Source organism: Streptomyces sp. NPDC016562, assembly GCF_043076955.1.
Taxonomy (GTDB): Bacteria; Actinomycetota; Actinomycetes; order Streptomycetales; family Streptomycetaceae; genus Streptomyces.
Genome location: NZ_JBIBRZ010000002.1, coordinates 794,113 through 818,512 on the forward strand (window position 1 = coordinate 794,113; position 24,400 = coordinate 818,512).

Consider the following 24,400-nt stretch of genomic DNA (forward strand, 5'->3'; position numbering starts at 1 on the left):
GAAAGGCTTGACCAGTGAGCACCGAAGCTTACGTATACGACGCGATCCGCACCCCGCGCGGCCGAGGCAAGGCCAGTGGCGCCCTGCACGGCACCAAGCCGATCGACCTGGTCGTCGGACTCATCCACGCCCTGCGCGAGCGCAACCCCGGCCTGGACCCCGCCGCCATCGACGACATCGTGCTCGGCGTCGTCGGCCCGGTCGGCGACCAGGGCTCCGACATCGCCCGTATCGCGGCCATCGCCGCGGGGCTCCCGGACACGGTGGCCGGCGTACAGGAGAACCGCTTCTGCGCCTCCGGCCTGGAAGCCGTCAACCTCGCCGCCGCCAAGGTCCGTTCCGGCTGGGAGGACCTGGTCCTGGCGGGTGGCGTGGAGTCCATGTCCCGCGTCCCGATGGCCTCCGACGGCGGTGCCTGGTTCAACGACCCGATGACGAACTGGGACGTCAACTTCGTCCCGCAGGGCATCGGCGCCGACCTGATCGCCACCATCGGCGGATTCTCCCGGCGCGACGTGGACGAGTACGCCGCCCTCTCCCAGGAGCGCGCCGCCGCGGCCATCAAGGAGGGCCGCTTCGCCAAGTCGGTCGTCCCCGTGACCGACCGCAACGGCCTGGTCGTCCTGGACCACGACGAGTTCGTCCGCCCGGGCACCACCGCCGACACCCTCGCCAAGCTCAAGCCGTCCTTCGCGGACATCGGCGACCTCGGCGGCTTCGACGCCGTCGCGCTGCAGAAGTACCACTGGGTCGAGAAGATCGACCACGTCCACCACGCGGGCAACTCCTCCGGCATCGTCGACGGCGCCTCCCTCGTCGCCATCGGCTCCCGCGAGGCGGGCGAGCGGGCCGGACTGACCCCGCGCGCCCGCATCGTCTCGGCGGCCGTCTCCGGCTCCGAGCCGACCATCATGCTCACCGGCCCCGCCCCCGCCACCCGCAAGGCCCTCGCCAAGGCCGGGCTGACCATCGACGACATCGACCTCGTCGAGATCAACGAGGCCTTCGCCGGCGTCGTCCTGCGCTTCGTCGCGGACATGGGCCTGTCCCTGGACAAGGTCAACGTCAACGGCGGCGCCATCGCGCTCGGCCACCCGCTCGGCGCCACCGGCGCGATGATCCTCGGCACCGTGATCGACGAGCTGGAGCGCCAGGACAAGCGCTACGGGCTCGTCACCCTCTGCGTCGGCGGCGGCATGGGCGTCGCCACCGTCGTCGAGCGGCTCTGAACCGTCCTGTATCCCCGGCCACCGGCCCCCGACCCCTCCGACACGGAAGTAGCGAACATGAGCGAGTCCACCACGATCCGCTGGGAACAGGACGAGACCGGCGTCGTCACCCTGACCCTCGACGACCCGGGCCAGTCCGCCAACACGATGAACCAGGCCTTCAAGGACTCCATCGCCGCGGTCGCCGACCGCGCCGAGGCCGAGAAGGACTCCATCCGCGGCATCATCTACACCTCCGCGAAGAAGACCTTCTTCGCGGGCGGCGACCTCAAGGACATGATCCGGCTGCGCCCCGAGCACGCGCGGCTCGCCTTCGACACCGGCACCGAGATCAAGCGGTCCCTGCGCCGCATCGAGACCCTCGGCAAGCCCGTCGTCGCCGCCATCAACGGCGCTGCCCTGGGCGGCGGTTACGAGATCTGCCTGGCCTCCCACCACCGCGTCGCCCTCGACGCGCCCGGCTCCAAGATCGGCCTGCCCGAGGTCACCCTCGGCCTGCTCCCGGCCGGCGGCGGCGTCACGCGCACCGTGCGCCTGATGGGCATCGCCGACGCCCTGCTCAAGGTCCTGCTCCAGGGGACCCAGTACAGCCCCCAGCGCGCCCTGGACAACGGCCTGGTCCACGAACTGGCCGCGACCCCCGAGGAGATGCTCGCCAAGGCCCGCGCCTTCATCGACGCGAACCCGGAGTCTAAGCAGCCCTGGGACGTACCGGGCTACAAGATCCCGGGCGGTACGCCGTCCAACCCGCGGTTCGCCGCCAACCTCCCGGCCTTCCCGGCCAACCTGAAGAAGCAGCTGAACGGGGCCCCGTACCCCGCGCCGCGCAACATCCTGGCCTGCGCCGTCGAGGGCGCCCAGGTGGACTTCGAGACCGCTCTGACCATCGAGGCCCGCTACTTCACCGAGCTGGTCACCGGACAGACCGCCAAGAACATGATCCAGGCGTTCTTCTTCGACCTCCAGGCCGTCAACGCGGGCCGCAGCCGCCCCCAGGGCGTGGAGCCGCGCCCGGTCCGCAAGGTCGCCGTCCTCGGCGCCGGCATGATGGGCGCGGGCATCGCCTACTCCTGCGCCCGCGCGGGCATCGAGGTGGTGCTCAAGGACGTCACCGCCGAGGCCGCCGCCAAGGGCAAGGCGTACTCCGAGAAACTGCTCGACAAGGCCCTGACCCGCGGCCGCACCACCGAGGCCCAGCGCGCCGAGCTGCTCGCCCGGATCACCCCGACCGCCGAGGCGGCCGACCTGGCGGGCTGCGACGCCGTCATCGAGGCCGTCTTCGAGGACACCGCCCTCAAGCACAAGGTGTTCCAGGAGATCCAGGACGTCATCGAGCCGGACGCGCTGCTGTGCTCCAACACCTCCACGCTGCCCATCACGGGCCTGGCGGAAGGGGTTTCGCGGCCCGCCGACTTCATCGGCCTGCACTTCTTCTCGCCGGTGGACAAGATGCCGCTGGTGGAGATCATCAAGGGGGAGCAGACCGGCGACGAGGCCATCGCCCGCGCCTTCGACCTGGTCCGCCAGATCAACAAGACCCCGATCGTGGTCAACGACTCGCGCGGCTTCTTCACCTCGCGCGTCATCGGCCAGTTCATCAACGAGGGCGTGGCGATGGTCGGCGAGGGCATCGAGCCCGCGTCGATCGAGCAGGCCGCCGCCCAGGCCGGCTACCCGGCCAAGGTGCTCTCGCTGATGGACGAGCTCACCCTCACCCTGCCGCGCAAGATCCGCAACGAGACCCGCAAGGCCTTCGAGGCCGAGGGCCGGACGTGGGCCGAGCACCCCGCCGACACCGTCATCGACCGCATGGTCGACGAGTTCGGCCGCCCCGGCCGCAGCGGTGGGGCCGGCTTCTACGAGTACGACGAGGCGGGCAAGCGTTCCCGCATCTGGCCGGGCCTGCGCGAGCACTTCGCCAAGCCGGACGCCGAGATCCCCTTCGAGGACATGAAGGAGCGCATGCTCTTCTCCGAGGCCCTGGACACCGTCCGCTGCCTCGACGAGGGCGTGCTCACCTCCATCGCCGACGCCAACATCGGCTCCATCATGGGCATCGGCTTCCCGGCCTGGACCGGCGGCGTGATCCAGTACATCAACGGCTACGAGGGCGGCCCGTCCGGCTTCGTCGCCCGCGCCCGCGAGCTCGCCGAGAAGTACGGCGAGCGCTTCACCCCGCCCGCCTCCCTGGTGGCGAAGGCCGAGCGGGGCGAGACGTACACGGACTGACACCCGGTCCGCGACGTGGAACGCGGGGGCCGCCCCGGGGACTTCCCCGGGGCGGCCCCCGCCGCAGGCGCAGGCTCCGAGATGCGCCGCCGCCGGATGCGGCGCACGATGGACAAGGTCTGTGGCCCCCTCTGGGGGCGTGGCGCGGGGAGCGCCCGTTCACGGCCCCGGGGGATCACCCGTCCACGTGCGCAGAACGGGGCAACCATGAAGAAATCCCTGGTCGCCGCAGTCGCCACCTCCGCCCTGGCGGTCTTGCTGGCCGCTCCGGCGACGCCCGCGACCGCAGCTTCGCAGTACTGCAACGACACCACCCCGAACACCTCGATCCTGTTCTACAACAAGGACACGGGCGCGGCGGGGACCGCCACCTTGTCGGCGGGGAGCTACCACTACACCGGTGCGCTCACCCTGCCCACCCACTACACGCACGCCGCCGCCAGCCGCGACTCCCTGCTGCTCTACAACGCGGACACCGGGGCCGGCGAGACCGGCACGTTCACGGCGGGGCGCTACACCCGGGTCGAGAGCTTCAACGACTTCTCGACGAAGTGGAGCCTGGTCGAGGCGTCGGGCGACTCGGTGCTGTTCTACAACTCCGGCACCGGCCGCGGCGTCACCGGCACGCTGAAGAACGGCAGGTACCAGGAGGTGCGCCGGTACGACAACTTCAGCACGGGCTGGGCCTTCATCGCGGCCTCGTGCGACACGGCGGTCGCCACGACGGCCAGGAGGGGATCGGTCGAGTTCCCCGAGAGCAACCTCGGGTTCGGGACCCTCACGGGCGGCGTCTACACCAACGTGGGCAACCGCGACCGGGAGGTCTTCCTGGGCACGCTCGTCGCGACCAAGGACTCGGTGCTGGCGCTGTCGAGGAACGGTTCCGAACTGCGGTACCGGCTGGCCTCGGCGACGAACGGCAAGGTCGGCGAGTTCCGTGAGACCGGCACCTCGGGCGTGTGGGACGTCGTGGGCCGCACCGCGGACAGCCTGTTCTTCTACAAGAATGACGGGACCTCCTGGATCTCGAAGCTCAGCGGCGGCGACTACGCCAACGTGGGCCCGCTCAAGGACGTCTCCTCGGGCTGGTCGATCATCGAAGGCGGCGTCTGAGCCCGGCGGCGCCGGCTTGAGAGCCACCGCGCCAGCAACCACCGCACCGGCAACCACCGCACCGGCAACCACCGCACCCGCGGGCGGCGTTCACCCGGACTCCGAGGTGAACGCCGCCCGCAGTTCCTCCCTCAGTGACCGCTGGAAGGCCGTCACCAGCGCCTGCACCACCATCGGCTGCATGTGCGCCGACAGTGCCTTCATCGACTCCACCCGCTCCGGATCGCTCTCGTCGCGCGTGAACGGCCCCCACACCTCGTCCCGGAAGAGCGCCGTCAGCTCGTGCGCCGCCGACCTGGTGTGCTCCAGCAGCACGGTCCGCGCCGCGAGGATCGTCTCGTGCGCGATCGGTACGTCGAGCAGCGCGACCCCCAGCCGCAGCAGCCCCACGTCGACGCGGTAGCCGTCGCCCGAGGCCGTGAGCACGTTCATCGCCGCCAGCCGCCGCACGTCGGTGTCCGACAGGCTCCGGCCCGCCCGCTTGTCCAGGTCCTCGCGGGAGAACTCCTGCGCCGCGTCCGGGGCCCAGGAGGCCACCATCGCCCGGTGGATCGCCAGATCGTGCGCGCTCAGGTCGTCGGGCAGCGCGTCCAGATAGCGCTCGATCGCGGACAAGGTCATGCCCTGGTGCTGCAACTCCTCGATCAGGGCCAGCCGGGACAGGTGCTCCGGCCCGTAGTGGCCCACCCGACGCGGGCCGATCACGGGGGGAGGCAAAAGCCCGCGCGTGCTGTAGAACCGTACGGTGCGCACGGTGACGCCCGCCCTCGTCGCCAGCTCATCGACGGTGAGCATCGGCTCGGGTGCCTGGTCGGCCATCGTCTGCGCCTCGCTCTCTGCTCCACAGCTTGGGTTCAACAGTATTGCTGTCGCACCAACGATGTGAAACGGCCAGGAGCTGCCCATGACCACGAACCTGCGACTGCCCGGACGACCCGAGGAGATCACGCTCCCCGCCCTGCTGGCCCGCAACGCCGCCGAGCACGGGGACCTCCCCGCCCTCTCCTGGCGGGCCGGCCCCCATGCGGCCGAATGGACGACCCTGACCTGGAGCGAGGTCCGCCGCCAGGTCGCCGTCCTCGCCTCCGGTTACACCGCCCTCGGCGTCGAGCGCGGCGAGCACGTCCTGATGATGATGGGCAACCGGCCCGAACACTGGCTCAGCGACCTCGCCCTCGTCCACCTCGGCGCCGTCCCCGTCACCGTGTACGGGACCTCCGCGCCCGAGCAGATCGCCCACATAGCCCGCCACAGCCGGGCCAGGGTCGCCGTCATCGAGGGCGCCCGCGAACTCGCCCGGTGGGAACCGCTGCTGGCCGACGCCGACGTGTCCCTGGAGCGCCTCGTCGTGGCCGAGGCCGCCGACGCGGGCGCGCACCGCACGTACGGCTCCCTGTACGCGAGCGGCGCCCGCACCCACCGTGCCGACGCCTTCGAGAAGGCCTGGCAGGAGACGCGGCCGGAGGACCCGCTGACCGTCGTCTACACCTCCGGCACCACCGGCGACCCCAAGGGCGTCCGGCTCACCCACCGCAACCTGATGCTCCAGGCGGTCCGGCTCGACCGGCACGTGGACCTGCCCGAGCACGCCGAGCACATCTGCTACCTGCCCTTCGCGCACATCGCCGAGCGGGTCCTCGGCATCTACCTGCCGCTGCTGCGGGCCGCGCACGTGCGGCTGTGCGCCGACCCCACCGCCGTGTCCGGGGCGGTCCGCGAACTGCACCCCGTGCAGTTCTTCGGCGTGCCCCGGGTGTGGGAGAAGCTTGCCGCCACGGTACGCGCGGTCCTCGCGCAGCTCCCCGAGGCGCAGCGCGCGGCCATCGAGGCCGCCAACGACCTGGCCCGCGCCCGGGCCGGGCACCGCGAGCGCGGAGAGGAGGTGCCGGCCGCGCTCGAAGCCTCGTACGCGACGGCGAAGGAGCAGGCGCTCGACCCGCTGCTGAGGCTGGCGGGACTGGACCGCCTGGCCTGGACGGCCAGCGCCACCGCGCCGATGCCGATCGACGTGGTCCGTTTCTGGGCGGGCTGGGGCATCACCATCATGGACGCCTGGGGGCTCACCGAGACCGCCGGTGTGTGCACGGTCAACAGCCCCGACGCCTTCCGGCTCGGCTCGGTGGGGCGCCCCATCGAGGGAGTGGAGCTGAGGCTCGCCGAGGACGGGGAGATCCTCACCCGCGGGGAGACCGTCTTCGCGGGCTATCTGCGCCCCGACGGCTCGGTGGAGAACGCGTCCGACGCGCAGGGCTGGTTCCCGACGGGGGACATCGGCCGGCTCGACGAGGACGGGTTCCTCTGGCTGACCGACCGCAAGAAGGAACTGATCATCACCTCGAACGGCAAGAACGTCTCCCCGGCGCTGGTGGAGAACACCGTCAAGGAGCACCCCCTGATCGGCCAGGCCATGGTCCACGGCGACGGCCGTTCCTACCTCGTCGCCCTGCTGGTCCTGGACGCCGAGCTGGCCCCCGCCTGGGCCGCCGCCCGCGGCATCGAGGCCCCCACCCTCGCCGCGCTCGCCGAACACCCCACCGTCCGGGAGGAGCTGGCCCGCGCGGTCGAGGCGGCCAACGCCCGCCTCAACCGGACCGAGCAGATCAAGCGCTACCGCGTGCTGACCGAGGAATGGGGCCCCGAAACCGGCGAGCTCACCCCCTCACTGAAACTCCGCCGCCGCGTGATCCACGCCAAGTACGCCACCCTGCTCGACGCCCTCTACGACACCCCGTAACCCGCCTGCGCCCGGTGCGACCCGGCCCCCACGGCCGGGCCGCACGGCGCCGCCGGCTAGCGCCCGATCAGCGGGTAGTGGTCGGAGAGGTTGGTGTACGTGTAGGAGGTGCCCCAGCTGGAGACCGTCCACGGGGCCGACTGCTCCAGGACCACGTTGTTCTCCCAGCCCGCCGGGCGGGCGTTGCCCTTGCGGTACAGGACGTAGTCCAGATCCTCGCGCGGGTCGGTCGGGTAGCGGTACTTCGCGATCGAGTTCAGCGCGGTGTCGAAGGAGTACGTGTGACCCGTGCGGGTGTCGGAGTCCGCCAGGTCGGCGTTGGCGAGCATGGAGGCCAGCTCCGGTGTGCGCGAGTCGACGTTCAAGTCGCCCGCCACGATGACCTGTTCGCTCGCCGGGATGTTCTTCCCGTCCAGGAACGCGTCTATGGAGCGGAACTGGCGGGCGCGCATCTCCGCGGCCTCGCCCGCGGCGCAGCCCGAGTCGGTGGACTGGGCGTGCGTGCCGACCACGTGGACCTTGGTGCCGTTGACGTCCAGCACCACATACGCGAAGCCCTTGTTGGACCACCAGTCCGCGCCGCACGCGTCCTTGTAGACGACCTGCTCCTTGCGCACGATCGGCCACTTGCTGAGGATCGTGACGCCGCCGTCCTCCGGGGTGGTGGAGGAGTAGGCGCCGCCCGTGGCGTCCCAGCCGGTCTTACCGCGGCCGACGACCGGGGTCTGGTACGGGTACTGCGCGGCCGAGTTGGCCTTGAGCGCGTCCGAGGCGGCGTTGTCGAAGGCCTCCTGGAGCACGACCACGTCGTGGCCCTGGTAGAAGGAGGCCTTGGGGATCTGCGCCGCCCGGTGGTCCTGGCCCCAGTTCGGGTAGAGGTTCTTGCTCATCAGGAACACGTTGTACGACAGCACGCTGAGCCGCGGGGCGCTGGCGGCGGCCTCGGCGGAGGGGGCGGCACTGGCCGTGGGCGCCGTGGTGGCGACCAGCGCGCCGGCGGCGAGCGCCGCGAGGGCCGCGGCGGCGGCGCGGTGACGGCGGGGGGAGGCGTGGGTCATGGGGGTCTCCAGCATTCCTGCGGGGAAGATCGGCTCCGCCATCCAAGCAGCCACGGTTACCTCTGGGTAACACCCGTGCAGCGACTTTCTGTCCGGCTCGGGGCCATCCGGCGCTCGCATACTTGTCCTATGGAGAAAACGGCAGACCACGCATCCGGATCCCGCCGCCAGCGGCCTCGCACCGACCCCGAGCCGCCGCCGCCCGGTGGGGTCCTGTGGACCACCGCGGGGGACATCCGCTCCCTGCTGTCGCTGCCCGCCGCCTTCACCCTTCAGGTCGCCCACCCCGCCGTCGGGGCCGGCGTCGACCAGTACTCGGTCTTCCGCACCGACCCCTGGGGCCGCGGCGAGCGCTCCCTGCGCTCCGTGCAGCTGTGGGTGTACGGCGGGGAGGCCGCGGCCGAGGAGGGCCGCCGGGTCCGCCGCGTGCACAAGGAGATCCGGGGCACCGACACCCGCGGGCGGCGCTACCACTCCCTGGATCCGGCCTGCTACGCCTGGGTGCACGCCACCGGCTTCCCGATCGCGCTGTACTCGGGCCGCTACCTCTTCCGCCGCCTCACCCCCGCCCAGGAACGCCAGCTCTACCGCGAGTGGCTCCAGGTGGGCCGGATCCTCGGGCTCCACGACCGGGACATGCCCCAGACCATCGAGGAGTACTGGGTCTACTGGCGCCGGATGCTGGCCGAGGAGATCGAGCCCACCCGGGTCGCCCGCGAGCTGGTCGCCACCGACACGCCCCTGCCCCGGCCCGAGACCGGCTCCCTCCCCGTGCGGCTGCTGCTGCGGCTCACCTGGCCGCTGCTGCGCACGGCGTTCCTGCGCCTGCGGGCCTTCGTGACCGTCGGGTACATGCCGCCCGAGGCGCGCGCCGTGCTCGGGCTGGAGTGGAGCCCGGCCCAGGAGCGCAGGCTCCGGTGGTTCAGCACGGCCCTGCGGCTCCTCGTACCGCTGCTGCCGGAGCGGCTGCGCTATCTGCCCATCGCGCGGGCGGCGCGCGCCCGATGGCGCGCCGCCGCCCGCTGAAAGGGTGCCTCAGGCTCAGTGCCCGCCGTGCTCCCCGTGCTCGTGGATCGTGTTCGTCTCCGCGATCTTCTTCCAGGACTTCGGCTCGGTCCGCGTCGCCGGGGCCGCCTGCAGTGAGCGGGCCGCGGGGCTCGACGCCGCCGGGTTGAGCGCCGAGGCGTCCGGCTTGCCGGGGGTGTACAGCCAGGTCTGGAAGAGCGGGGCCAGGGGCCGGCCGGAGACCTTCTCCGCGTACGAGACGAAGTCCGCGACCTTGGCGTTGCCGTAGGCGCGCTCGGTCGGCCAGCCCTTGAGGATCTCGAAGAACTTCTCGTCGCCGATGTGGTTGCGCAGCGCCTGCAGGGCGATGCCGCCGCGGTCGTAGACGGCCCCGTGGAACTGGTTCTCCGGACCGGGGTCACCCGGCTTGACCTGCCAGAACGGGTCCTCGGCCGGGCGCGTGGAGTACGCCCAGTCGGCGAGCTCCTGCGCCGTGCCCTCGCCCTCCTTCTCCGACCACAGCCACTGGCTGTAGCGGGCGAAGCCCTCGTTGATCCAGATGTCCTTCCAGCCGTCGACGGACACGCTGTCGCCGTACCACTGGTGGGCCAGCTCGTGCACGACCACCGAGACGTTGGCGCCGTTCTGGAACTGCCGGGGCCCGTAGAACGGCCGCGTCTGGGTCTCCAGCGCGTAGCCGGCGCTCACGTTCGGCACGTAACCACCCAGGGCGTTGAAGGGGTACGGCCCGAAGACCCCCTCCAGCCACTGCGCGACCTCACCGGTCCGCTCCACGCTCGCGCGCGCCGCCCCCGCGTTGTCCCCGAGGTCCTTGCTGTACGCGTTGAGGATCGGCAGCCCGCTCGCCGTCTTGTCGGTGGTGATGTCGAACTTGCCGACGGCCAGCGTGGCCAGGTAGGTGGCCTGCGGCTTGTTGGAGCGCCAGTTGTACCGGGTCCAGCCGAGCCGCGAAGTCTGCGACTGGAGCACGCCGTTGCTGATGGCCTGGGTGCCGTCGGGAACGTTCACGGAGATGTCGAAGGTGGCCTTGTCCAGCGGGTGGTCGTTGCTGGGGAACCACCAGACCGCCGAGTCGGGCTCCTGCGCCGCCACCCCGCCGTCGGGCGTGCGCTGCCAGGCCGACCAGCCGTCCACCTTCAGCTCGGAGGGCTTCCCGGCGTACTTGACGACCACGGTCAGCGGGGTGTTGCGGGCGAGGGGCTTGGCCGGGGTGACCTCCAGCTCCTGCGTGCCGGACGTGGCGTACTTCGCCTTGACCCCGTTGACCCTGATCTCGCTGACCTGGAGGCCGAAGTCGAGGTTGAAGCGGGACAGGTCCTGCGTGGCGGTGGCGAGGAGGGTGGCGGTGCCTTCGAGCAGGTCGGTCTGCGGCTGGTACTTCAGGCGCAGGTCGTAGTGCGACACGTCGTATCCGCCGTTGCCGCTGGCCGGGTAGTAGGGATCGCCGATACCCGGGGCGCCCGGACCGGCACTCGCCGCCGACGCCGGGATCACCAGCAGCAGGGAGGCGGCGAGCACGCTCGGGGCGATGACTTTGCGGTGCACGAATGGCTCCAAGTGGTAGGGGAGACAGATCGGTTCGGGCCTTGTCGCTCGACCGTATTCACCCCTGGGGCCTCACGTCATGTCCATGGCCTTTGCTGTCACACGATCGCCATTCGGCCGTCACGCACGGAGGGGCGCCGATCCGGCGGCGCCGGGCGTGCGGGGTCGTGACCTGCAAGGACGGTGCGCGCCCAAGGGCGCCGGGAGGGGCGCTGGGGGCGAGAAATCCGGCCCGGCGGATGGCTGAATCGAGCGAGGTGCCGAGCCGCCGGTTTCGGCGGAGCCGGCCCGCGTCGAAGCCAGTCCCCGCCGCCGTGAGACCCGCACCACCCACCCCACCCCTACCCGCCATACCAAGCAGTCGGTAACCTGCGGCGCATGACGCTTCCCCCGCTCGCCGCACGGCACTGCTGGCACGCAGCGATCAACCCGCTGCACTCCACCGTCTACTTCTCGCCGGACACCGCCAAGGAGTTCGCCGCCCTCGGGATCACCGACCCCGTCGCGGTCAACCTCGCGCACCGGTCCGCCGCCATGGGCGCCGTCGGAGCGGGAGTGGTGACGGCCGCCTTCTACAACTACCGCCACGACCTCGTCGCCCGGCACCTGCCCGCCGTATGGGACACCGCCACCCCCGAGCAGGCGCTCGCCGCCCGCCTGCGGACCGCCGACAGCACCCTGCGCCGCCTCCTCGGCGACGAGACCATCGCCTCGCCCGAGCTCGCCGAGGCCGCCGACCTGGCGATGCGCGCCACCGAGGCCTGCACCCGGCACGCCCGCCCGCTCTACGCCGCCCACGCGGACCTCCCCGTACCCGAGGAGCCGCACCTGCGCCTCTGGCACGCCACCACCCTGCTGCGCGAGCACCGCGGGGACGGACACCTCGCCGCCCTGCTCCTCGCGGACCTGGACCCGCTGGAGGCCCTGGTCAGCCACACGGCCACCGGCAAGGGCATGACCCCGAAGTGGCTCAAGGCCATCCGCGGCTGGGAGCAGTCCGACCTGGACGCCGCCGCCGAGCGGCTGCGCGAGCGCGGGATCCTGGACGCGGACGGGGAGCTCACCGAGGAGGGCAAGGCCGTCCGCGGGCGCTTGGAGGCCGACACCGACCGGCTCGACGCGGCCCCGTACGAGCACCTCGGCGAGCAGGACCTGGCCCGGCTGCACGAACTGGGCGGCGGCCTCGTGATGAAGGCGTTCGCCGCCGGGGCCTTCCCGCAGGACCTCCTCGGCAAGCGCTGACACCGCCGCGCAGCGGGCCCTGACGGGCGGCGACGGACAGGTCTCCCGGCGTCCGTCACCGCCACCTGCCACAATTGGCAGCCTTCCAGTGCAAACGAAGGCAGGCGGGACCCGATCGTGACGATGTCCATCGAAGGCAGGATCGCCGAGGAGCTCGGCGTACGGGAGCGGCAGGTCAAGGCCGCCGTCGAGCTGCTCGACGGCGGCTCCACCGTGCCGTTCATCGCGCGCTACCGCAAGGAAGCGACCGAGATGCTCGACGACGCCCAGCTGCGCACCCTCGAGGAGCGGCTGCGGTATCTGCGCGAGCTGGAGGACCGGCGCGCGGCGATCCTGGACTCCGTACGGGAGCAGGGCAAGCTCGACGCCGAGCTGGAGGCGCGGATCAACGCGGCCGACACCAAGGCCCGGCTGGAGGACATCTACCTGCCCTTCAAGCCCAAGCGGCGCACCAAGGCGCAGATCGCCCGCGAAGCCGGCCTGGCGCCGCTCGCCGAGCGCCTGCTCGCCGACCCGTCGGTGGAACCGGCCGCCGCGGCGGCCGCGTTCGTCGACGCCGACCGGGGCGTCGCCGACCCGGCCGCCGCCCTGGAGGGCGCCCGCGCCATCCTCACCGAGACGTTCGCCGAGGACGCCGACCTGATCGGCGAACTGCGCGAGCGCATGTGGGGCCGCGGCCGGCTCGCCGCCAAGGTCCGCGAGGGCAAGGAGGAGGCGGGCGCCAAGTTCGCCGACTACTTCGACTTCACCGAGCCGTTCACCGCGCTGCCCTCCCACCGCGTCCTGGCGATGCTGCGCGGCGAGAAGGAGGACGTGCTCACGCTGGAGCTGGAGCCGGAGGAGCCGAGCGAGACCCCAGGGCCGTCCACGTACGAGGGCATGATCGCCCGCCGCTTCGGGGTGAACGACCGGGGCCGCCCGGGCGACAAGTGGCTGGCGGACACGGTCCGCTGGGCCTGGCGCACGAAGATCCAGGTGCACCTCGGCATCGACCTGCGGACCAGGCTGCGCGCCGCCGCCGAGGACGAGGCCGTACGGGTCTTCGCCTCGAACCTGCGCGATCTGCTGCTCGCGGCGCCCGCGGGCACCCGCGCGACGCTCGGCCTGGACCCGGGTTTCCGTACGGGTGTGAAGGTCGCCGTCGTCGACGCGACGGGCAAGGTCGTGGCCACGGACGTGATCTACCCGCACGTGCCCGCCAACAAGTGGGACGAGTCCCTCGCCAAGCTCGCCCGCCTCGCGAAGGAGCACGCCGTCGAGCTGGTCGCCATCGGCAACGGCACCGCCTCCCGCGAGACCGACAAGCTCGCCGGGGACCTCATCGCGCGCCACCCCGAGCTGAACCTCACCAAGGTGATGGTCTCCGAGGCGGGCGCGTCCGTGTACTCGGCCTCCGCCTTCGCCTCGCAGGAACTGCCCGGCATGGACGTGTCGTTGCGCGGCGCGGTCTCCATCGCCCGCCGTCTGCAGGACCCGCTCGCCGAGCTCGTCAAGATCGACCCGAAGTCGATCGGCGTCGGCCAGTACCAGCACGACCTGTCCGAGGCGAAGCTCTCCCGCTCGCTCGACGCGGTCGTCGAGGACTGTGTGAACGGCGTCGGGGTCGACGTCAACACCGCCTCCGCGCCGCTGCTCTCCCGGGTCTCGGGCATCAGCGGCACGCTCGCCGAGAACATCGTGTCCCACCGCGACGCCAACGGCCCCTTCCGCAGCCGCAAGGGGCTCAAGGACGTGGCCCGCCTCGGCCCGAAGGCGTACGAACAGTGCGCGGGCTTCCTGCGGATCCGCGGCGGGGACGACCCGCTGGACTCCTCGGCCGTGCACCCCGAGGCCTACCCGGTCGTACGGGCCATGGGCAAGACGGCGGGCGGCGAGGTCGCGTCCCTGATCGGCAACACCTCGGTCCTGCGCTCCCTGCGGCCGGAGCAGTTCGTCACCGAGGCCTTCGGCCTGCCCACGGTCACCGACATCCTGCGGGAGCTGGAGAAGCCGGGGCGCGACCCGCGCCCCGCCTTCAAGACGGCGACGTTCAAGGAGGGCGTGGAGAAGATCGGCGACCTGGCTCCCGGGATGATCCTGGAGGGCGTGGTCACCAACGTGGCGGCCTTCGGCGCCTTCATCGACATCGGCGTCCACCAGGACGGCCTGGCGCACGTCTCGGCGCTGTCGAAGAACTTCGTGAAGGACCCCCGGGACGTGGTCAAGCCGGGCGACATCGTCCGCGTGAAGGTCATGGACGTGGACATCCCGCGCAAGCGGATCTCGCTGACCCTGCGGCTGGAGGACGAGGCGGGGGCGGAGCGCGGCGCGGGGGCGCCCGGGCAGCGCGAGGACCGGCGGGGCGGCGGCGGCCGTCCGCCGCAGCAGCGCGGCCAGGGCCAGCGGGGCCAGGGCGGTCAGGGAAGCCAGGGTCAGGGCGAGCGCGGTCAGGGCCGGCGGCAGGGCGGCGGCGGCGCCTCCGCGCCCGCCCCGGCGAACAGCGCGATGGCGGACGCCCTGCGCCGGGCCGGCCTCACCAGCCCCGAGGGGCGCCGCAAGGGGTAACAGCGCAGGTCAATCCGGCCGGCGCGGTACAGCCGGCCGGCGTGTGAAGATCTTCGTACGCAATGGCCGAATAGGTTCCCCACCTGGGGACTTTCCTTGCCAACTCCCGTACAAGATCTGTAGGCATGGTGGAACGCCCGTTCGTCACCCGGCGGACGGGCTTCCGCGTTTCCACCCTCAGGACCGCATTCCCGGGGCCGCCTCGAAGGCACAGGACGTCATGCCCATGCCAGTACACGCCTACCAACGCTGTCCCGGAAAGGGTCCGAAGAGGGATCACATGCCTCAGCGGCAACTCAGCATTCGCAAACGGTGCGAGAACATTCTCGGCCATCTGGATCTGCCCCACCCCTTCTCCCTCGACGAGCTGTGCCACCGGATCGCCGAGCGGCGCGGCCGTCCCATCCGGCTCCACCCCCTCCCCAAGGAGGCCGCGGAGTCGGGGGTGTGCGGACTGTGGGTCGGCACGACCAGCGTCGACTACGTCTTCTACGAGGCGCAGACCACCCCGCTGCACCGGGAGCACATCGTGCTCCACGAGCTCGGCCACATCCTCTTCGGCCACCACGCGCTGGAGGGCGAGGAGACCGACGGGAACGCCCCCACCGTGCTCGGGCGCACCAACTACACCACCCGTCAGGAACAAGAGGCGGAGATGCTCGCCAGCATGATCCGCATCCGCACGGCGAACCCCGGCCCCCGCTCGGCCAGGCCGGCCCGCGGCGGCACCCTGGCACGCCTGGAGTCCGCCATGGGATACGAGCGGGGCAACGATGGCAGCTGACCTCACCGCCTTCGGCAACGCGCTCGCCGTCCCCAGCGTGGTGTGCCTGTGGATCGCGGTCCTGCTCCGCGCCCCCGGCGCCCTGCGCTCCCCGCAGCAGCGCGGACTGTGGCTGGCCGTGGCCACCGCGGCCGCCGCGATGACCCTGAACCTGCCCGACGTGGTCGCGTACGCGCTGCGCCGCGGCCCCGGCTACGCCCACGCCATCGGGCTCTCCCGCAACCTCATCGGCGTGCTGTCGGCGGGCGCCGTGCTCTACTTCGTGGCCGCCACCACCCGGGGCCGCAGGCTCCAACTCGCCGCCTGCGGCGCCACCGTGGCGTGGCTCGCCGCCCTCCTGACCCTGGACGCGGCCGCCCCCGCGCACGGCGGCCACACCATGCCGCCGGTCGGCGACCCGGTGCCCTCCCTGCCGTACTGGCTCGTGCTGATCTCGGCGCACGTGATCGCCAACATCGTGTGCGTGTCCCTGTGCTGGCGCTACAGCCGCCGCACCGAGAGCCGCGGACTGGCCGCCGGGCTGCGGCTGTTCGGCCTCGGCACCGCGCTCGCCGGGGTGTTCTGGCTGGCGTACCTGGGCAAGGCCCTGTTCGCCAGCACCTGGGCGATGCCCGCCCTGCCGCTGCTGATGAACCTGCACGGCCTGCTGCGCGCCGCCGCGATCCTCGTACCGACCCTGTTCACCCTGCGCCGCACCCTCGCCGACCTCGCCACCGCCTGGCGGCTGTGGCCGCTGTGGCGCGACCTGGTCCAGGCGGTCCCGCACGTCGCCCTCAACAAGCCGCGCGCCGGGCGGGTGGTGGAGCTGCTCTGGCCGCCGGTCCCGCGCAACCTGCTGGTGTACCGCAAGGTCATCGAGACGCGCGACGCGATCCTGATCCTGGGGGAGTACGTGGCCCCGGGCGCCCTGGAGCGCGCCCGCGGCGCCGCCGCCGCGCACGGGGTCCCCGAACAGCGGCGCACCGCGGCCGCGCTGGCCCGCGTACTGAAGGAGGCGCGGCAGGCGAAGCTCGACGGGCTGCCCGGGCAGCCGGGCGAGGCCGCCGCCCTGGAACTGCCCGCCGCGATCCACACCTCGCAGGAGGGCGGGGACCTGGCCGACGAGGCCCGGTTCCTCGTCGACGTCGCCCGGGCGTACGCCGTGCCGGGCACCACAAGGAAGTGAAGCCGTCTTGACGACCGTACTGATCACAGGGGCCAGCGCCGGACTGGGCGCGGCCTTCGCCCGGGGCTTCGCGGCCAAGGGCTGCGACCTGGTCCTCGTCGCCCGCGACAAGGACCGCCTCGACGCCGTCGCCGCAGGGCTGGCCCGGGAGTACGGCGCCGCCTGCGAGGTGCTGCCCGCCGACCTGCTGGACGCGCAGGCGTGCGCGGCGGTCGCCGAGCGGCTCGCCGACCGGACCCGGCCCGTGGACATCCTGGTCAACAACGCGGGCTTCGGACTGCCCGCGCCCTTCCCCTACAGCCCGGTCGAGGACGAGGAGCGGATGCTCGACCTGCTGGTCAAGGTCCCGCTCCGGCTCACCCACGCCCTGCTGCCGGGCCTGCGCGAACGCCGCCGGGGTGCGGTGCTCAACGTGTCCTCGGTGGCCGGGCTCCTGCCGACCGGCACGTACGGCGCCGCCAAGGCCTGGGTCACCGCCTTCAGCGAGTCGCTGCGGGTGGACATGGAGCCGTACGGGGTGCGCGTCCTGGCCGTGGTCCCCGGTTTCACCCGCACCGAGTTCCAGGAGCGCGCCGGCATGGACGTCAGCGCGCTGCGCGACGCGGTCTGGCTGGAACCGGAGGCCGTGGTCGCCCAGGCCCTGAAGGACCTCGCCCTGCGCCGCCCGGTCAGCATCACGGGCCGCCGCTACCGCGCGTACGCCCTCGCCGCCCGCCACCTGCCGCGCGGCTTCGTGGCCCGCAGGATGGCGCGCACGCGGCGCGCTCCGGCCGAGCGGCCCGAGGAGCGCTGAGAGCCGCTGCGGCAGGCGCTACGGCAGACCGATGCGCGGCCCGGTGACGGGTCCGCGCAGGGCCTGCTGGGCGGAGTGCGGCTCAGTGGCCGTGCCCGTGCCCGTGGCCGTAGCCGCCGTGGCCATGGCCGTGACGGTGGCCTCCCCAGCCGTTGTCGTCGTCGTCATCGTGGTCCCAGCCGCCGTGCCGCCAGCCGCTGTAGTGGCCGCGGTAGTCGTCGTCATCGTCGTCGTCGCATCCGCCGCCGTTGACGTAACTGACCGGCTGGGCCGGTACCGCCGCCGAGGCGGTGCCCGCCGTGCCGAGCGCGGCTCCGCCGGCCATCAGGAGACCGGCAGCGGAGGCCACGAAGAGGCGCTTCGCTCGCTGTGCATGCATGGGTATTCCCTTCCTTCCACCCGCTCGCACCTCTGCGAGGCACGAAGGGGGCGGAACCGCGGCCGCCGGAAAAGGTGGGCGGCGCGGATCGGATACAGGGCCGCGGGAAGTGCGGAGGCGCGTGTCCGGCCACGAGGGGCTCCGGCGCCACACGCCCGCCGGCGCGATGTTCCGGCCAGGACGGCGTGCTCCGCAGATGCGGCTCTCACCCATAAAGGCTAGTCGGGTACGAACCGTTCGGCACATCGAGATCCAGGACGGAGCCCGCACGGCGGCGCCGAACGACGCCCCGCCTAGAGCTCGACCACCTTGCCGCCCGAGACCTCCAGGCGGCGGGTCACGTGGACGGCGTCCAGCATGCGGCGGTCGTGCGTGACCAGCAGGAGGGTGCCCTCGTAAGCGTCGAGGGCCGCCTCCAGCTGCTCGATCGCCGGGAGGTCCAGGTGGTTGGTCGGCTCGTCCAGCACCAGGAGGTTCACCCCGCGGCCCTGGAGCAGGGCCAGGGCCGCGCGGGTGCGCTCGCCCGGGGACAGGGTGGCGGCCGGGCGCATCACGTGGGCCGCCTTCAGGCCGAACTTGGCCAGCAGGGTGCGCACTTCGGCCGGCTCCGTCTCCGGGACCGCCGCGCAGAAGGCCTCCAGCAACGGCTCGTCGCCGAGGAACAGGCCGCGGGCCTGGTCCACTTCACCGACCAGGACGCCGGAACCGAGGGTGGCGGAGCCGGAGTCGGGCGCCAGCCGGCCCAGCAGCACGGCGAGGAGGGTGGACTTGCCGGCGCCGTTGGTCCCCGTGATCGCGACCCGGTCCGCCCAGTCGATCTGGAGGCTGGCCGGGCCGAAGTCGAAGTCCCCGCGCCGCACGGCCGCCTCGCGCAGGGTGGCCACCACCGAGCCGGAGCGGGGGGCCGCCGCGATCTCCATGCGCAGCTCCCACTCCTTGCGGGGCTCCTCGACGACCTCCAGCCGCTCGATCGCCCGCTGCGTCTGGCGGGCCTTGGCGGCCTGCTTCTCGCTGGACTCGCCGCGCAGGTTCTTGCCGATCTTGTCGTTGTCGCTCGCCTTGCGGCGGGCGTTGCGCACGCCCTTGTCCATCCAGTTGCGCTGCATCTGCGCCCGGCCTTCGAGCGCGGAGCGCTTGCCCGCGTACTCCTCGAACTCCTCGCGCGCGTGGCTGCGGGCCCGCTCCCGCTCCTCCAGGTAGGACTCGTACCCGCCGCCGTAGAGGTTGATCTGCTGCTGCGCCAGGTCCAGTTCGAGGACCTTGGTGACGGTCCGCGCGAGGAATTCGCGGTCGTGGCTGATCACCACCGTGCCCGCGCGCAGCCCCTTGACGAAGCGCTCCAGCCGTTCCAGACCGTCCAGGTCCAGGTCGTTCGTGGGCTCGTCGAGCAGGAACACGTCGTAACGGGAGAGGAGCAGCGAGGCGAGGCCCGCGCGGGCCGCCTGGCCGCCGGAGAGCGCCGTCATGGGCAGGTCCAGGCCCACCGTGAGGCCGAGGTCGGCGGCGACCTCCTCGGCCCGCTCGTCGAGGTCGGCGCCGCCGAGGTCCAGCCACCGGTCCAGCGCGGTCGCGTACGCGTCGTCCGCGCCCGGCGTCCCGTCCACCAGGCCCTGCGTGGCCGCGTCGAGCTCCGCCTGGGCGGCGGCCACGCCCGTACGGCGGGCCAGGAACTCCCGCACCGACTCCTGCGGCCTGCGCTCCGGCTCCTGCGGGAGGTGGCCGACGGCCGCGGTGGGCGGGGAGAGCCGCAGCTCGCCCGTCTCGGGGGTGTCCAGCCCGGCGAGCAGCCGCAGCAGGGTGGACTTCCCGGCGCCGTTCACGCCGACGAGGCCGATGACGTCACCGGGGGCGACGACGAGGTCGAGATCGGCGAAGAGCGTGCGCTCACCGTGCGCGGCGGTGAGCTTCTTGGCGACGAGGGTTGCAGTCATGATGTGCCGATCCTATCGGCCGGGGCGGGGGCGCCTCGGCCTGGCAGGATAGGTGGGAAGCGCGTCATTGCGGCCGTCCCGGGCGACGGACCACCATGAGGCCATGTCGTCGTCGCCGCGCAACGTGCTGGTCGTCCTCTACGAGGGGGTGCAGAGCCTGGACGTGACCGGGCCCGTGGAGGTGTTCGCCGGGGCCGGGCGCTTTCCGGGGCGGGAGGGCTATGCGATCCGGACGGTGTCGCCGGGAGGCGGGCCCGTCCGCACGAGCAGCGGCCTCACGCTGGTGCCGGACGGGGACCTGGAGAGTGCCCGGCCGGGGGCGGGTACCACGCTGCTGGTGCCCGGGGGCCGGTACACGGCCGACTTCGAGCCGCGGCTCACCGACTGGCTCCGCGCCCACGGGGGTGGGGCGGAGCGGCTGGTGTCCGTGTGCACGGGCGGCCTGCTGCTGGCCGAGGCCGGCCTGCTGGAGGGGCGGCGCGCGACGACGCACTGGTACGTGTGCGAGCGGATGGCGCGGGACTACCCGGCCGTCACGGTGGAGCCGGACCCGATCTACGTACGGGACGGGCCCGTGGCCACCTCGGCCGGGGTGACGGCCGGGATCGACCTCGCGCTCGCGCTGGTGGAGGAGGACCACGGGCGGGACGTCGCGCTGGAGATCGCCCGGCACCTGGTGGTGTTCCTGCGCCGACCGGGCAACCAGGCGCAGTTCAGCGCGCAGCTGGCGGCCCAGACCGCTCAGCGGGAGCCGCTGAGGGAGGTGCAGCAGTGGATCACCGAGCACCCGGGCTCGGACCTGAGCGTCGAGGCCCTCGCGGCCCGCGCCCGGCTCTCGCCGCGGCACTTCGCCCGTGCGTTCCAGGCGGAGACGGGGGTGACGCCGGGGCGCTACGTGGAACGGGTCCGGGTGGAACACGCCCGCCGCCTGCTGGAGGAGAGCGGGGAGGGGATCGCGCAGATATCCCGCGCCTGCGGCTACGGCACGCCCGAGGCCCTGCGCCGAGCCTTCCTCAAAACCCTGGGCCAGCCCCCGACCGAATACCGCCGCCGCTTCGGCCCCCCATCCCACCCCGGCCCCACCCCGACGGGGGCATAGCCAAACCCCGCGGCCTCGCCCCACCCAGACCCAGGTGCGGGTCAGGCCTGTGATTCGTCTACCGCTCCGGAGGAGCCATGCAGATCGCCGTACTGCTCTACGACCGCTTCACCGCCCTCGATGCCATCGGGCCCTTCGACACCCTCGGCCGGCTGGACGGGGCCGAGGTCGTGTTCGTCTCCGAGCGGCCCGGGCCGGTGCGGACCGACAACGGGTCGCTGGCCCTCGTCGCCGACAAGGGGCTCGACGAGGTGACCCGGCCCGACATCGTCATCGTGCCCGGTGCGCCGCACCCCGAGGTGCAGATGGAGAACCCGGCCGTGACGCAGTGGCTGCGTGCGGTCGACGCCACGACCACCTGGACCACCTCCGTGTGCACCGGCTCGATGCTGCTGGCCGCCGCCGGCCTGCTCGACGGGCGGCGGGCCACCTGCCACTGGATGTTCCTCGACCGGCTCTCGGCGTACGGCGCCGCGCCCACCGGCGAGCGGGTGGTGTTCGACGGGAAGTACGTCACCGCCGCCGGGGTGTCCGCCGGCATCGACATGGGGCTCACCCTCCTCGGCAAGATCGCCGGTGACGAGTACGCCCAGGCCGTCCAGCTCATGACCGAGTACGACCCGCAGCCGCCCTACGACGCAGGTTCCCCGGCCAAGGCCCCGGCCGCGCTCGTGGCCCGCCTGCGGGCGACCGACCCCCTGCGGTAGCTCACGGAGTCCACGTGAAGGAGGGGGCCCGGCGCTCCAGGAACGCGGCGACACCCTCGGCGGTGTCGTCGCTTCCGGCCGCCTGGTCCTCCCAGTACGCGTCCCGGTCCGTCCGGCCGTCCGCGAACTCCTTGGCCGCCGCCTGCGTCAGCTGCGAGCGCGAGGCCAGCACCCGGGTGAACTCGACGACCCGCTTGTCCAGTTGGCCCGCCGGCAGCAGCTCGTTCAGGAACCCGGCGCGCAGCGCCTGATCGGCGTCGATCAACTCGGCGGAGAAGAGCAGGTACTTGGCCCACGCCGGGCCCACCAGCGCCGCCAGCCGCCGGGTGGAGGACGCCGGGTAGACGATGCCCAGCTTCGCCGGGGTCACCCCGAACGAGGCCCCCTCCTGAGCGAACCGCAGGTCACACGCCGCCGCCAGCTGGCTGCCGCCACCGACGCAGAATCCCCGGATCGCCGCCAGCGTGGGCTTGGGGAAGGCGGCCAGCGCCTCCTCCGCCGTCACGGCCAGCGCCCGCAGGTCCTCGCTCCCGGTCAGCGAGGAGATGTCCGCGCCCGCGCAGAAGGTCGCTCCGTCCCCGGTCAGCACGAGCACCCGTACGGCCGGGTCGTCCGCCAGCCCCGCCAGCAGCTCCGGCACCGCGCGCCACATCGGGGCGGTCATGGCATTGCGCTTGGCGGGGTGGGAGATGACGACGGTGGCGACCCCGTCGGCGACCGTGTGCAGAAGGGTTCCGTCGGAGGCTGCGTCCATGCCCCGGATGCTATCCCGGGCCCACAAACCTATGATCGGGGAAGTCCGGCCGGGGGTCCGAGGAGGTAGCACGTCCATGGGCACAGACCGTGCGGAGACGACCGAACCCCAACGGGAGAAGAGGAAGCTCAACCGCAGTTTCGGGCTGCTGGCCCTGCTCGGGGTGATCCTCGTGCTGGCCGGTCTGGTCGGCCTGGTGTACACCGGCGTGGCCACGCTCACCTCGATGTTCCTCTTCGGCTGGCTGCTGCTGGTCGGCGGGGTGGTGGGCCTGCTGCATGCCGTGCAGTCGCGCAAGAGCAGCTACTTCTGGCTCGCCGTCATCGTGGCCGCGATCAACCTCGCGGCGGGTTTCGTGGTCCTGCGCCGCCCCGAGGCGAGCGCGGAGGCGCTGACGATGTTCGCCGCCCTGCTCTTCCTCACGGGCGGCGTCTTCCGGCTGGCCGGAGCCCTGGTGGTGCGGGGCGCCAACTTCGGGCTCGCCCTCGTCCAGGGCGCCTTCGGCGTCCTGCTCGGCATCCTGATCCTCGCCGAGTGGCCCGGCAGCAGTCTGTACGTGATCGGAACCTTCTTCTCCCTCGCCCTGCTGTTCGACGGCCTCAGCCTGGTGGGCCTGGGCATGGGGGCCCGGCGCATCCTGGGGTTGGTCAGGGAAGACGAAGCGCCGGCGGGGGCGGACGTCGCGGACGGGACACGCGCGACGGCCGAGAAGCGTCCCGTAGAAGATCAGGAACAGTCGCACAACTGACTCTGTCATACGCCCGCGGTCAGAAAGCGTCCTTTTGGCGCTGACTTCTGGTCAGCGCTCCGGTCCGAACCGACCCGTTCACCACTCTGGACGCGTGGAGACGATCGAGCGTGAAGACGGGGGACGGAAGATGGATGTCAGCGGGAGCGTCCCGCCAGCCAGGGAGGGGGAGCCGCAGGCTCCGGCCGACCCCCTCGCGTACGAGGGAGTGTGGAGGTTCACCGCGCCCGCCGTAGAAGAATCCGTTCCTCAAGCCCGTCGCGCGGTGCGCGAGCTGCTCGGGCGCCAGGGGGTGCCGGCCCCTCAGGACCTCGTGTACTCGCTGCTCCTGATCGTCTCCGAACTGGTGACGAACTCGGTCCGGCACGCCGCCCTGCTCTCGCCGGAGGTGGCGGTCGAGGTGGCGATCGGCCGCGAGTGGGTGCGGGTGGCCGTCGAGGACAACCACCCGTACCGGCCCAAGGCGCTGGAGGCCGATTTCGGCCAGACCGGCGGCCGGGGCCTGCTCCTGGTACGGGAGATCACCCGCGAGGCAGGCGGCGTCTGCGACGTCGAGCACACCTCGACCGGCGGAAAGGTCATCTGGGCGGCCCTGCCGCTCGCCGCCCCGGCCGCACCGGCCCCGAGCTCACCGGCCCCCGTGGGCTGACCGGTCCGGGAGCGAGCCCGGACCGGGTCGGGGGAAGCTACCAGCCCGCTTCCTCGCCGGTCAGCTCACGGATCGCGGGCCGGGCCGCGTCCAGGACGGTCATGAACCAGGCGGAGAACGGTACTTCGGCGTGCCGCTTCGCCAATTCCTCGGCCGTGACGAAGGCGGTGTCCTCGACCTCCTCCGGATCGGGCCGTACCGCCGCCTGCGCGAGTCCCACGAACAGGTGATTGAACTCCTGCTCCACCAGACCCGACGCGGGGTCGGGGTGGTTGTAGCGCACCGTCCCCGCCTGCGCGAGGAGCGAGGGCGACAGGCCCAGCTCCTCGTGGGTCCGCCGGGCCGCCGCCGCGAACGGCGACTCCCCGGGGTAGGGGTGACCGCAACAGGTGTTCGACCAGACGCCGGGGGAGTGGTACTTCCCGAGGGCCCGCTGCTGGAGCAGCAGGCGGCCGCGCTCGTCGAAGAGGAACACCGAGAAGGCGCGGTGCAGCTGACCGGGCGCCTGGTGGGCGGAGAGCTTCTCCGCCGTGCCGATGGTGTTGCCGGACTCGTCGACCAGTTCGAGCATGATCGGTTCTTGAGTACCGGTGCCGTGGGACGCGGTGTTCGCGGCGGTGGCTGGTGTGGTCGGCATACCCATCCTTCGCTTCGGACTTCGGCCTTCAGTC

General features: G+C 72.3%; 21 protein-coding genes. 14 read left to right on the plus strand and 7 right to left on the minus strand.

What is annotated here, in order from left to right:
* Window positions 1–14 precede the first annotated feature (14 nt).
* The 3 genes from ACF059_RS11390 (at window position 15) to ACF059_RS11400 (ending at window position 4,571) form a co-directional block, all read left to right on the plus strand.
* Complete coding sequence (locus tag ACF059_RS11390; protein ID WP_366863997.1) at window positions 15–1,229, plus strand: acetyl-CoA C-acetyltransferase; 1,215 nt, start codon at window positions 15–17, stop codon at window positions 1,227–1,229.
* A 57-nt stretch (window positions 1,230–1,286) separates the two neighbouring features.
* Window positions 1,287–3,458 (plus strand): 3-hydroxyacyl-CoA dehydrogenase NAD-binding domain-containing protein, encoded by a 2,172-nt coding sequence (locus tag ACF059_RS11395; RefSeq protein WP_392054662.1) that lies wholly within the window; start codon window positions 1,287–1,289, stop codon window positions 3,456–3,458.
* 207 nt (window positions 3,459–3,665) lie between these two features.
* On the plus strand, window positions 3,666–4,571 hold the full coding sequence (locus ACF059_RS11400; RefSeq protein ID WP_392054665.1) for a hypothetical protein: 906 nt from the start codon (window positions 3,666–3,668) through the stop codon (window positions 4,569–4,571).
* A 90-nt stretch (window positions 4,572–4,661) separates the two neighbouring features.
* On the opposite strand, the gene ACF059_RS11405 is transcribed toward ACF059_RS11400, so the two are convergent.
* Complete coding sequence (locus ACF059_RS11405) at window positions 4,662–5,390, minus strand: MerR family transcriptional regulator (protein WP_392054668.1); 729 nt, start codon at window positions 5,388–5,390, stop codon at window positions 4,662–4,664.
* An 85-nt stretch (window positions 5,391–5,475) separates the two neighbouring features.
* Between ACF059_RS11405 and ACF059_RS11410 the strand changes: the two genes are divergently transcribed.
* Entirely contained in the window at window positions 5,476–7,305 is a 1,830-nt protein-coding gene (locus tag ACF059_RS11410; protein WP_392054671.1) for an AMP-dependent synthetase/ligase, read from the plus strand.
* Window positions 7,306–7,361: 56 nt separating this feature from the next.
* On the opposite strand, the gene sph is transcribed toward ACF059_RS11410, so the two are convergent.
* Window positions 7,362–8,363, minus strand: a complete 1,002-nt coding sequence (gene sph, locus ACF059_RS11415) for a sphingomyelin phosphodiesterase (RefSeq protein ID WP_392056611.1) — start codon at window positions 8,361–8,363, stop codon at window positions 7,362–7,364.
* Window positions 8,364–8,492: 129 nt separating this feature from the next.
* Here sph and ACF059_RS11420 point away from each other — a divergent pair, with 129 nt between their 5' ends.
* On the plus strand, window positions 8,493–9,389 hold the full coding sequence (locus ACF059_RS11420; protein ID WP_392054674.1) for an oxygenase MpaB family protein: 897 nt from the start codon (window positions 8,493–8,495) through the stop codon (window positions 9,387–9,389).
* A gap of 15 nt (window positions 9,390–9,404) precedes the next feature.
* Here the strand turns inward: ACF059_RS11420 and ACF059_RS11425 are convergent, their stop codons facing one another.
* Window positions 9,405–10,934: a M1 family metallopeptidase gene (locus tag ACF059_RS11425; RefSeq protein ID WP_392054677.1), complete on the minus strand. Its 1,530-nt coding sequence runs from the start codon at window positions 10,932–10,934 to the stop codon at window positions 9,405–9,407.
* A gap of 378 nt (window positions 10,935–11,312) precedes the next feature.
* On the opposite strand from ACF059_RS11425, the gene ACF059_RS11430 reads away from it, so the two are divergent.
* The 5 genes from ACF059_RS11430 (at window position 11,313) to ACF059_RS11450 (ending at window position 17,462) form a co-directional block, all read left to right on the plus strand.
* Entirely contained in the window at window positions 11,313–12,176 is an 864-nt protein-coding gene (locus ACF059_RS11430; protein WP_392054680.1) for a hypothetical protein, read from the plus strand.
* 117 nt (window positions 12,177–12,293) lie between these two features.
* Window positions 12,294–14,720: a Tex family protein gene (locus ACF059_RS11435; protein WP_392054683.1), complete on the plus strand. Its 2,427-nt coding sequence runs from the start codon at window positions 12,294–12,296 to the stop codon at window positions 14,718–14,720.
* Window positions 14,721–15,000: 280 nt separating this feature from the next.
* Window positions 15,001–15,504 carry a hypothetical protein gene (locus ACF059_RS11440; protein WP_392054686.1) on the plus strand — a complete coding sequence of 168 codons (504 nt, stop codon included), beginning with the start codon at window positions 15,001–15,003 and terminating at the stop codon, window positions 15,502–15,504.
* Window positions 15,494–16,669, plus strand: coding sequence for an MAB_1171c family putative transporter (locus tag ACF059_RS11445; RefSeq protein WP_392054688.1), 1,176 nt, complete (start codon window positions 15,494–15,496; stop codon window positions 16,667–16,669). Before ACF059_RS11440 ends, ACF059_RS11445 begins: the two co-directional genes overlap by 11 nt.
* 7 nt (window positions 16,670–16,676) lie before the next feature.
* Window positions 16,677–17,462 carry an SDR family NAD(P)-dependent oxidoreductase gene (locus ACF059_RS11450; protein ID WP_392054690.1) on the plus strand — a complete coding sequence of 262 codons (786 nt, stop codon included), beginning with the start codon at window positions 16,677–16,679 and terminating at the stop codon, window positions 17,460–17,462.
* 82 nt (window positions 17,463–17,544) lie between these two features.
* Here ACF059_RS11450 and ACF059_RS11455 read toward each other — a convergent pair whose 3' ends face one another.
* Complete coding sequence (locus tag ACF059_RS11455; RefSeq protein WP_392054693.1) at window positions 17,545–17,841, minus strand: hypothetical protein; 297 nt, start codon at window positions 17,839–17,841, stop codon at window positions 17,545–17,547.
* Window positions 17,842–18,134: 293 nt separating this feature from the next.
* Window positions 18,135–19,772: an ABC-F family ATP-binding cassette domain-containing protein gene (locus tag ACF059_RS11460; protein ID WP_366863981.1), complete on the minus strand. Its 1,638-nt coding sequence runs from the start codon at window positions 19,770–19,772 to the stop codon at window positions 18,135–18,137.
* Window positions 19,773–19,875: 103 nt separating this feature from the next.
* On the opposite strand from ACF059_RS11460, the gene ACF059_RS11465 reads away from it, so the two are divergent.
* Both ACF059_RS11465 and ACF059_RS11470 read left to right on the plus strand, forming a co-directional pair.
* Window positions 19,876–20,871 (plus strand): GlxA family transcriptional regulator, encoded by a 996-nt coding sequence (locus ACF059_RS11465; protein ID WP_392054697.1) that lies wholly within the window; start codon window positions 19,876–19,878, stop codon window positions 20,869–20,871.
* A gap of 77 nt (window positions 20,872–20,948) precedes the next feature.
* Entirely contained in the window at window positions 20,949–21,578 is a 630-nt protein-coding gene (locus ACF059_RS11470; RefSeq protein ID WP_392054700.1) for a DJ-1/PfpI family protein, read from the plus strand.
* A 1-nt stretch (window position 21,579) separates the two neighbouring features.
* Here the strand turns inward: ACF059_RS11470 and ACF059_RS11475 are convergent, their stop codons facing one another.
* A complete protein-coding gene (locus ACF059_RS11475; RefSeq protein WP_392054703.1) occupies window positions 21,580–22,332 on the minus strand; it encodes an enoyl-CoA hydratase/isomerase family protein in 753 nt (250 codons plus the stop codon).
* Window positions 22,333–22,408: 76 nt separating this feature from the next.
* Here ACF059_RS11475 and ACF059_RS11480 point away from each other — a divergent pair, with 76 nt between their 5' ends.
* Both ACF059_RS11480 and ACF059_RS11485 read left to right on the plus strand, forming a co-directional pair.
* Entirely contained in the window at window positions 22,409–23,080 is a 672-nt protein-coding gene (locus ACF059_RS11480; protein ID WP_392054706.1) for an HdeD family acid-resistance protein, read from the plus strand.
* A 130-nt stretch (window positions 23,081–23,210) separates the two neighbouring features.
* Window positions 23,211–23,729 (plus strand): ATP-binding protein, encoded by a 519-nt coding sequence (locus ACF059_RS11485; protein WP_392056614.1) that lies wholly within the window; start codon window positions 23,211–23,213, stop codon window positions 23,727–23,729.
* Window positions 23,730–23,766: 37 nt separating this feature from the next.
* Here the strand turns inward: ACF059_RS11485 and idi are convergent, their stop codons facing one another.
* The gene (idi, locus tag ACF059_RS11490; RefSeq protein WP_392054709.1) at window positions 23,767–24,366 is read right to left on the minus strand and encodes an isopentenyl-diphosphate Delta-isomerase; all 600 of its coding nucleotides are present in this window, start codon (window positions 24,364–24,366) and stop codon (window positions 23,767–23,769) included.
* Between the last annotated feature and the right edge of the window lie 34 nt (window positions 24,367–24,400).

What these genes read in the sequence shown, in the direction of transcription:
- ACF059_RS11485 (WP_392056614.1), top strand. Translation starts at nt 23,211, where the DNA reads ATGGATGTCAGCGGGAGCGTCCCGCCAGCCAGGGAGGGGGAGCCGCAG.
- ACF059_RS11420 (WP_392054674.1), top strand. Translation starts at nt 8,493, where the DNA reads ATGGAGAAAACGGCAGACCACGCATCCGGATCCCGCCGCCAGCGGCCT.
- idi (WP_392054709.1), bottom strand. Translation starts at nt 24,366, where the DNA reads ATGCCGACCACACCAGCCACCGCCGCGAACACCGCGTCCCACGGCACC.
- ACF059_RS11430 (WP_392054680.1), top strand. Translation starts at nt 11,313, where the DNA reads ATGACGCTTCCCCCGCTCGCCGCACGGCACTGCTGGCACGCAGCGATC.
- ACF059_RS11410 (WP_392054671.1), top strand. Translation starts at nt 5,476, where the DNA reads ATGACCACGAACCTGCGACTGCCCGGACGACCCGAGGAGATCACGCTC.
- ACF059_RS11475 (WP_392054703.1), bottom strand. Translation starts at nt 22,332, where the DNA reads ATGGACGCAGCCTCCGACGGAACCCTTCTGCACACGGTCGCCGACGGG.
- ACF059_RS11395 (WP_392054662.1), top strand. Translation starts at nt 1,287, where the DNA reads ATGAGCGAGTCCACCACGATCCGCTGGGAACAGGACGAGACCGGCGTC.
- ACF059_RS11400 (WP_392054665.1), top strand. Translation starts at nt 3,666, where the DNA reads ATGAAGAAATCCCTGGTCGCCGCAGTCGCCACCTCCGCCCTGGCGGTC.
- sph (WP_392056611.1), bottom strand. Translation starts at nt 8,363, where the DNA reads ATGACCCACGCCTCCCCCCGCCGTCACCGCGCCGCCGCCGCGGCCCTC.
- ACF059_RS11465 (WP_392054697.1), top strand. Translation starts at nt 19,876, where the DNA reads ATGTCGTCGTCGCCGCGCAACGTGCTGGTCGTCCTCTACGAGGGGGTG.
- ACF059_RS11480 (WP_392054706.1), top strand. Translation starts at nt 22,409, where the DNA reads ATGGGCACAGACCGTGCGGAGACGACCGAACCCCAACGGGAGAAGAGG.
- ACF059_RS11455 (WP_392054693.1), bottom strand. Translation starts at nt 17,841, where the DNA reads ATGCATGCACAGCGAGCGAAGCGCCTCTTCGTGGCCTCCGCTGCCGGT.
- ACF059_RS11445 (WP_392054688.1), top strand. Translation starts at nt 15,494, where the DNA reads ATGGCAGCTGACCTCACCGCCTTCGGCAACGCGCTCGCCGTCCCCAGC.
- ACF059_RS11405 (WP_392054668.1), bottom strand. Translation starts at nt 5,390, where the DNA reads ATGGCCGACCAGGCACCCGAGCCGATGCTCACCGTCGATGAGCTGGCG.
- ACF059_RS11440 (WP_392054686.1), top strand. Translation starts at nt 15,001, where the DNA reads ATGCCTCAGCGGCAACTCAGCATTCGCAAACGGTGCGAGAACATTCTC.
- ACF059_RS11460 (WP_366863981.1), bottom strand. Translation starts at nt 19,772, where the DNA reads ATGACTGCAACCCTCGTCGCCAAGAAGCTCACCGCCGCGCACGGTGAG.
- ACF059_RS11470 (WP_392054700.1), top strand. Translation starts at nt 20,949, where the DNA reads ATGCAGATCGCCGTACTGCTCTACGACCGCTTCACCGCCCTCGATGCC.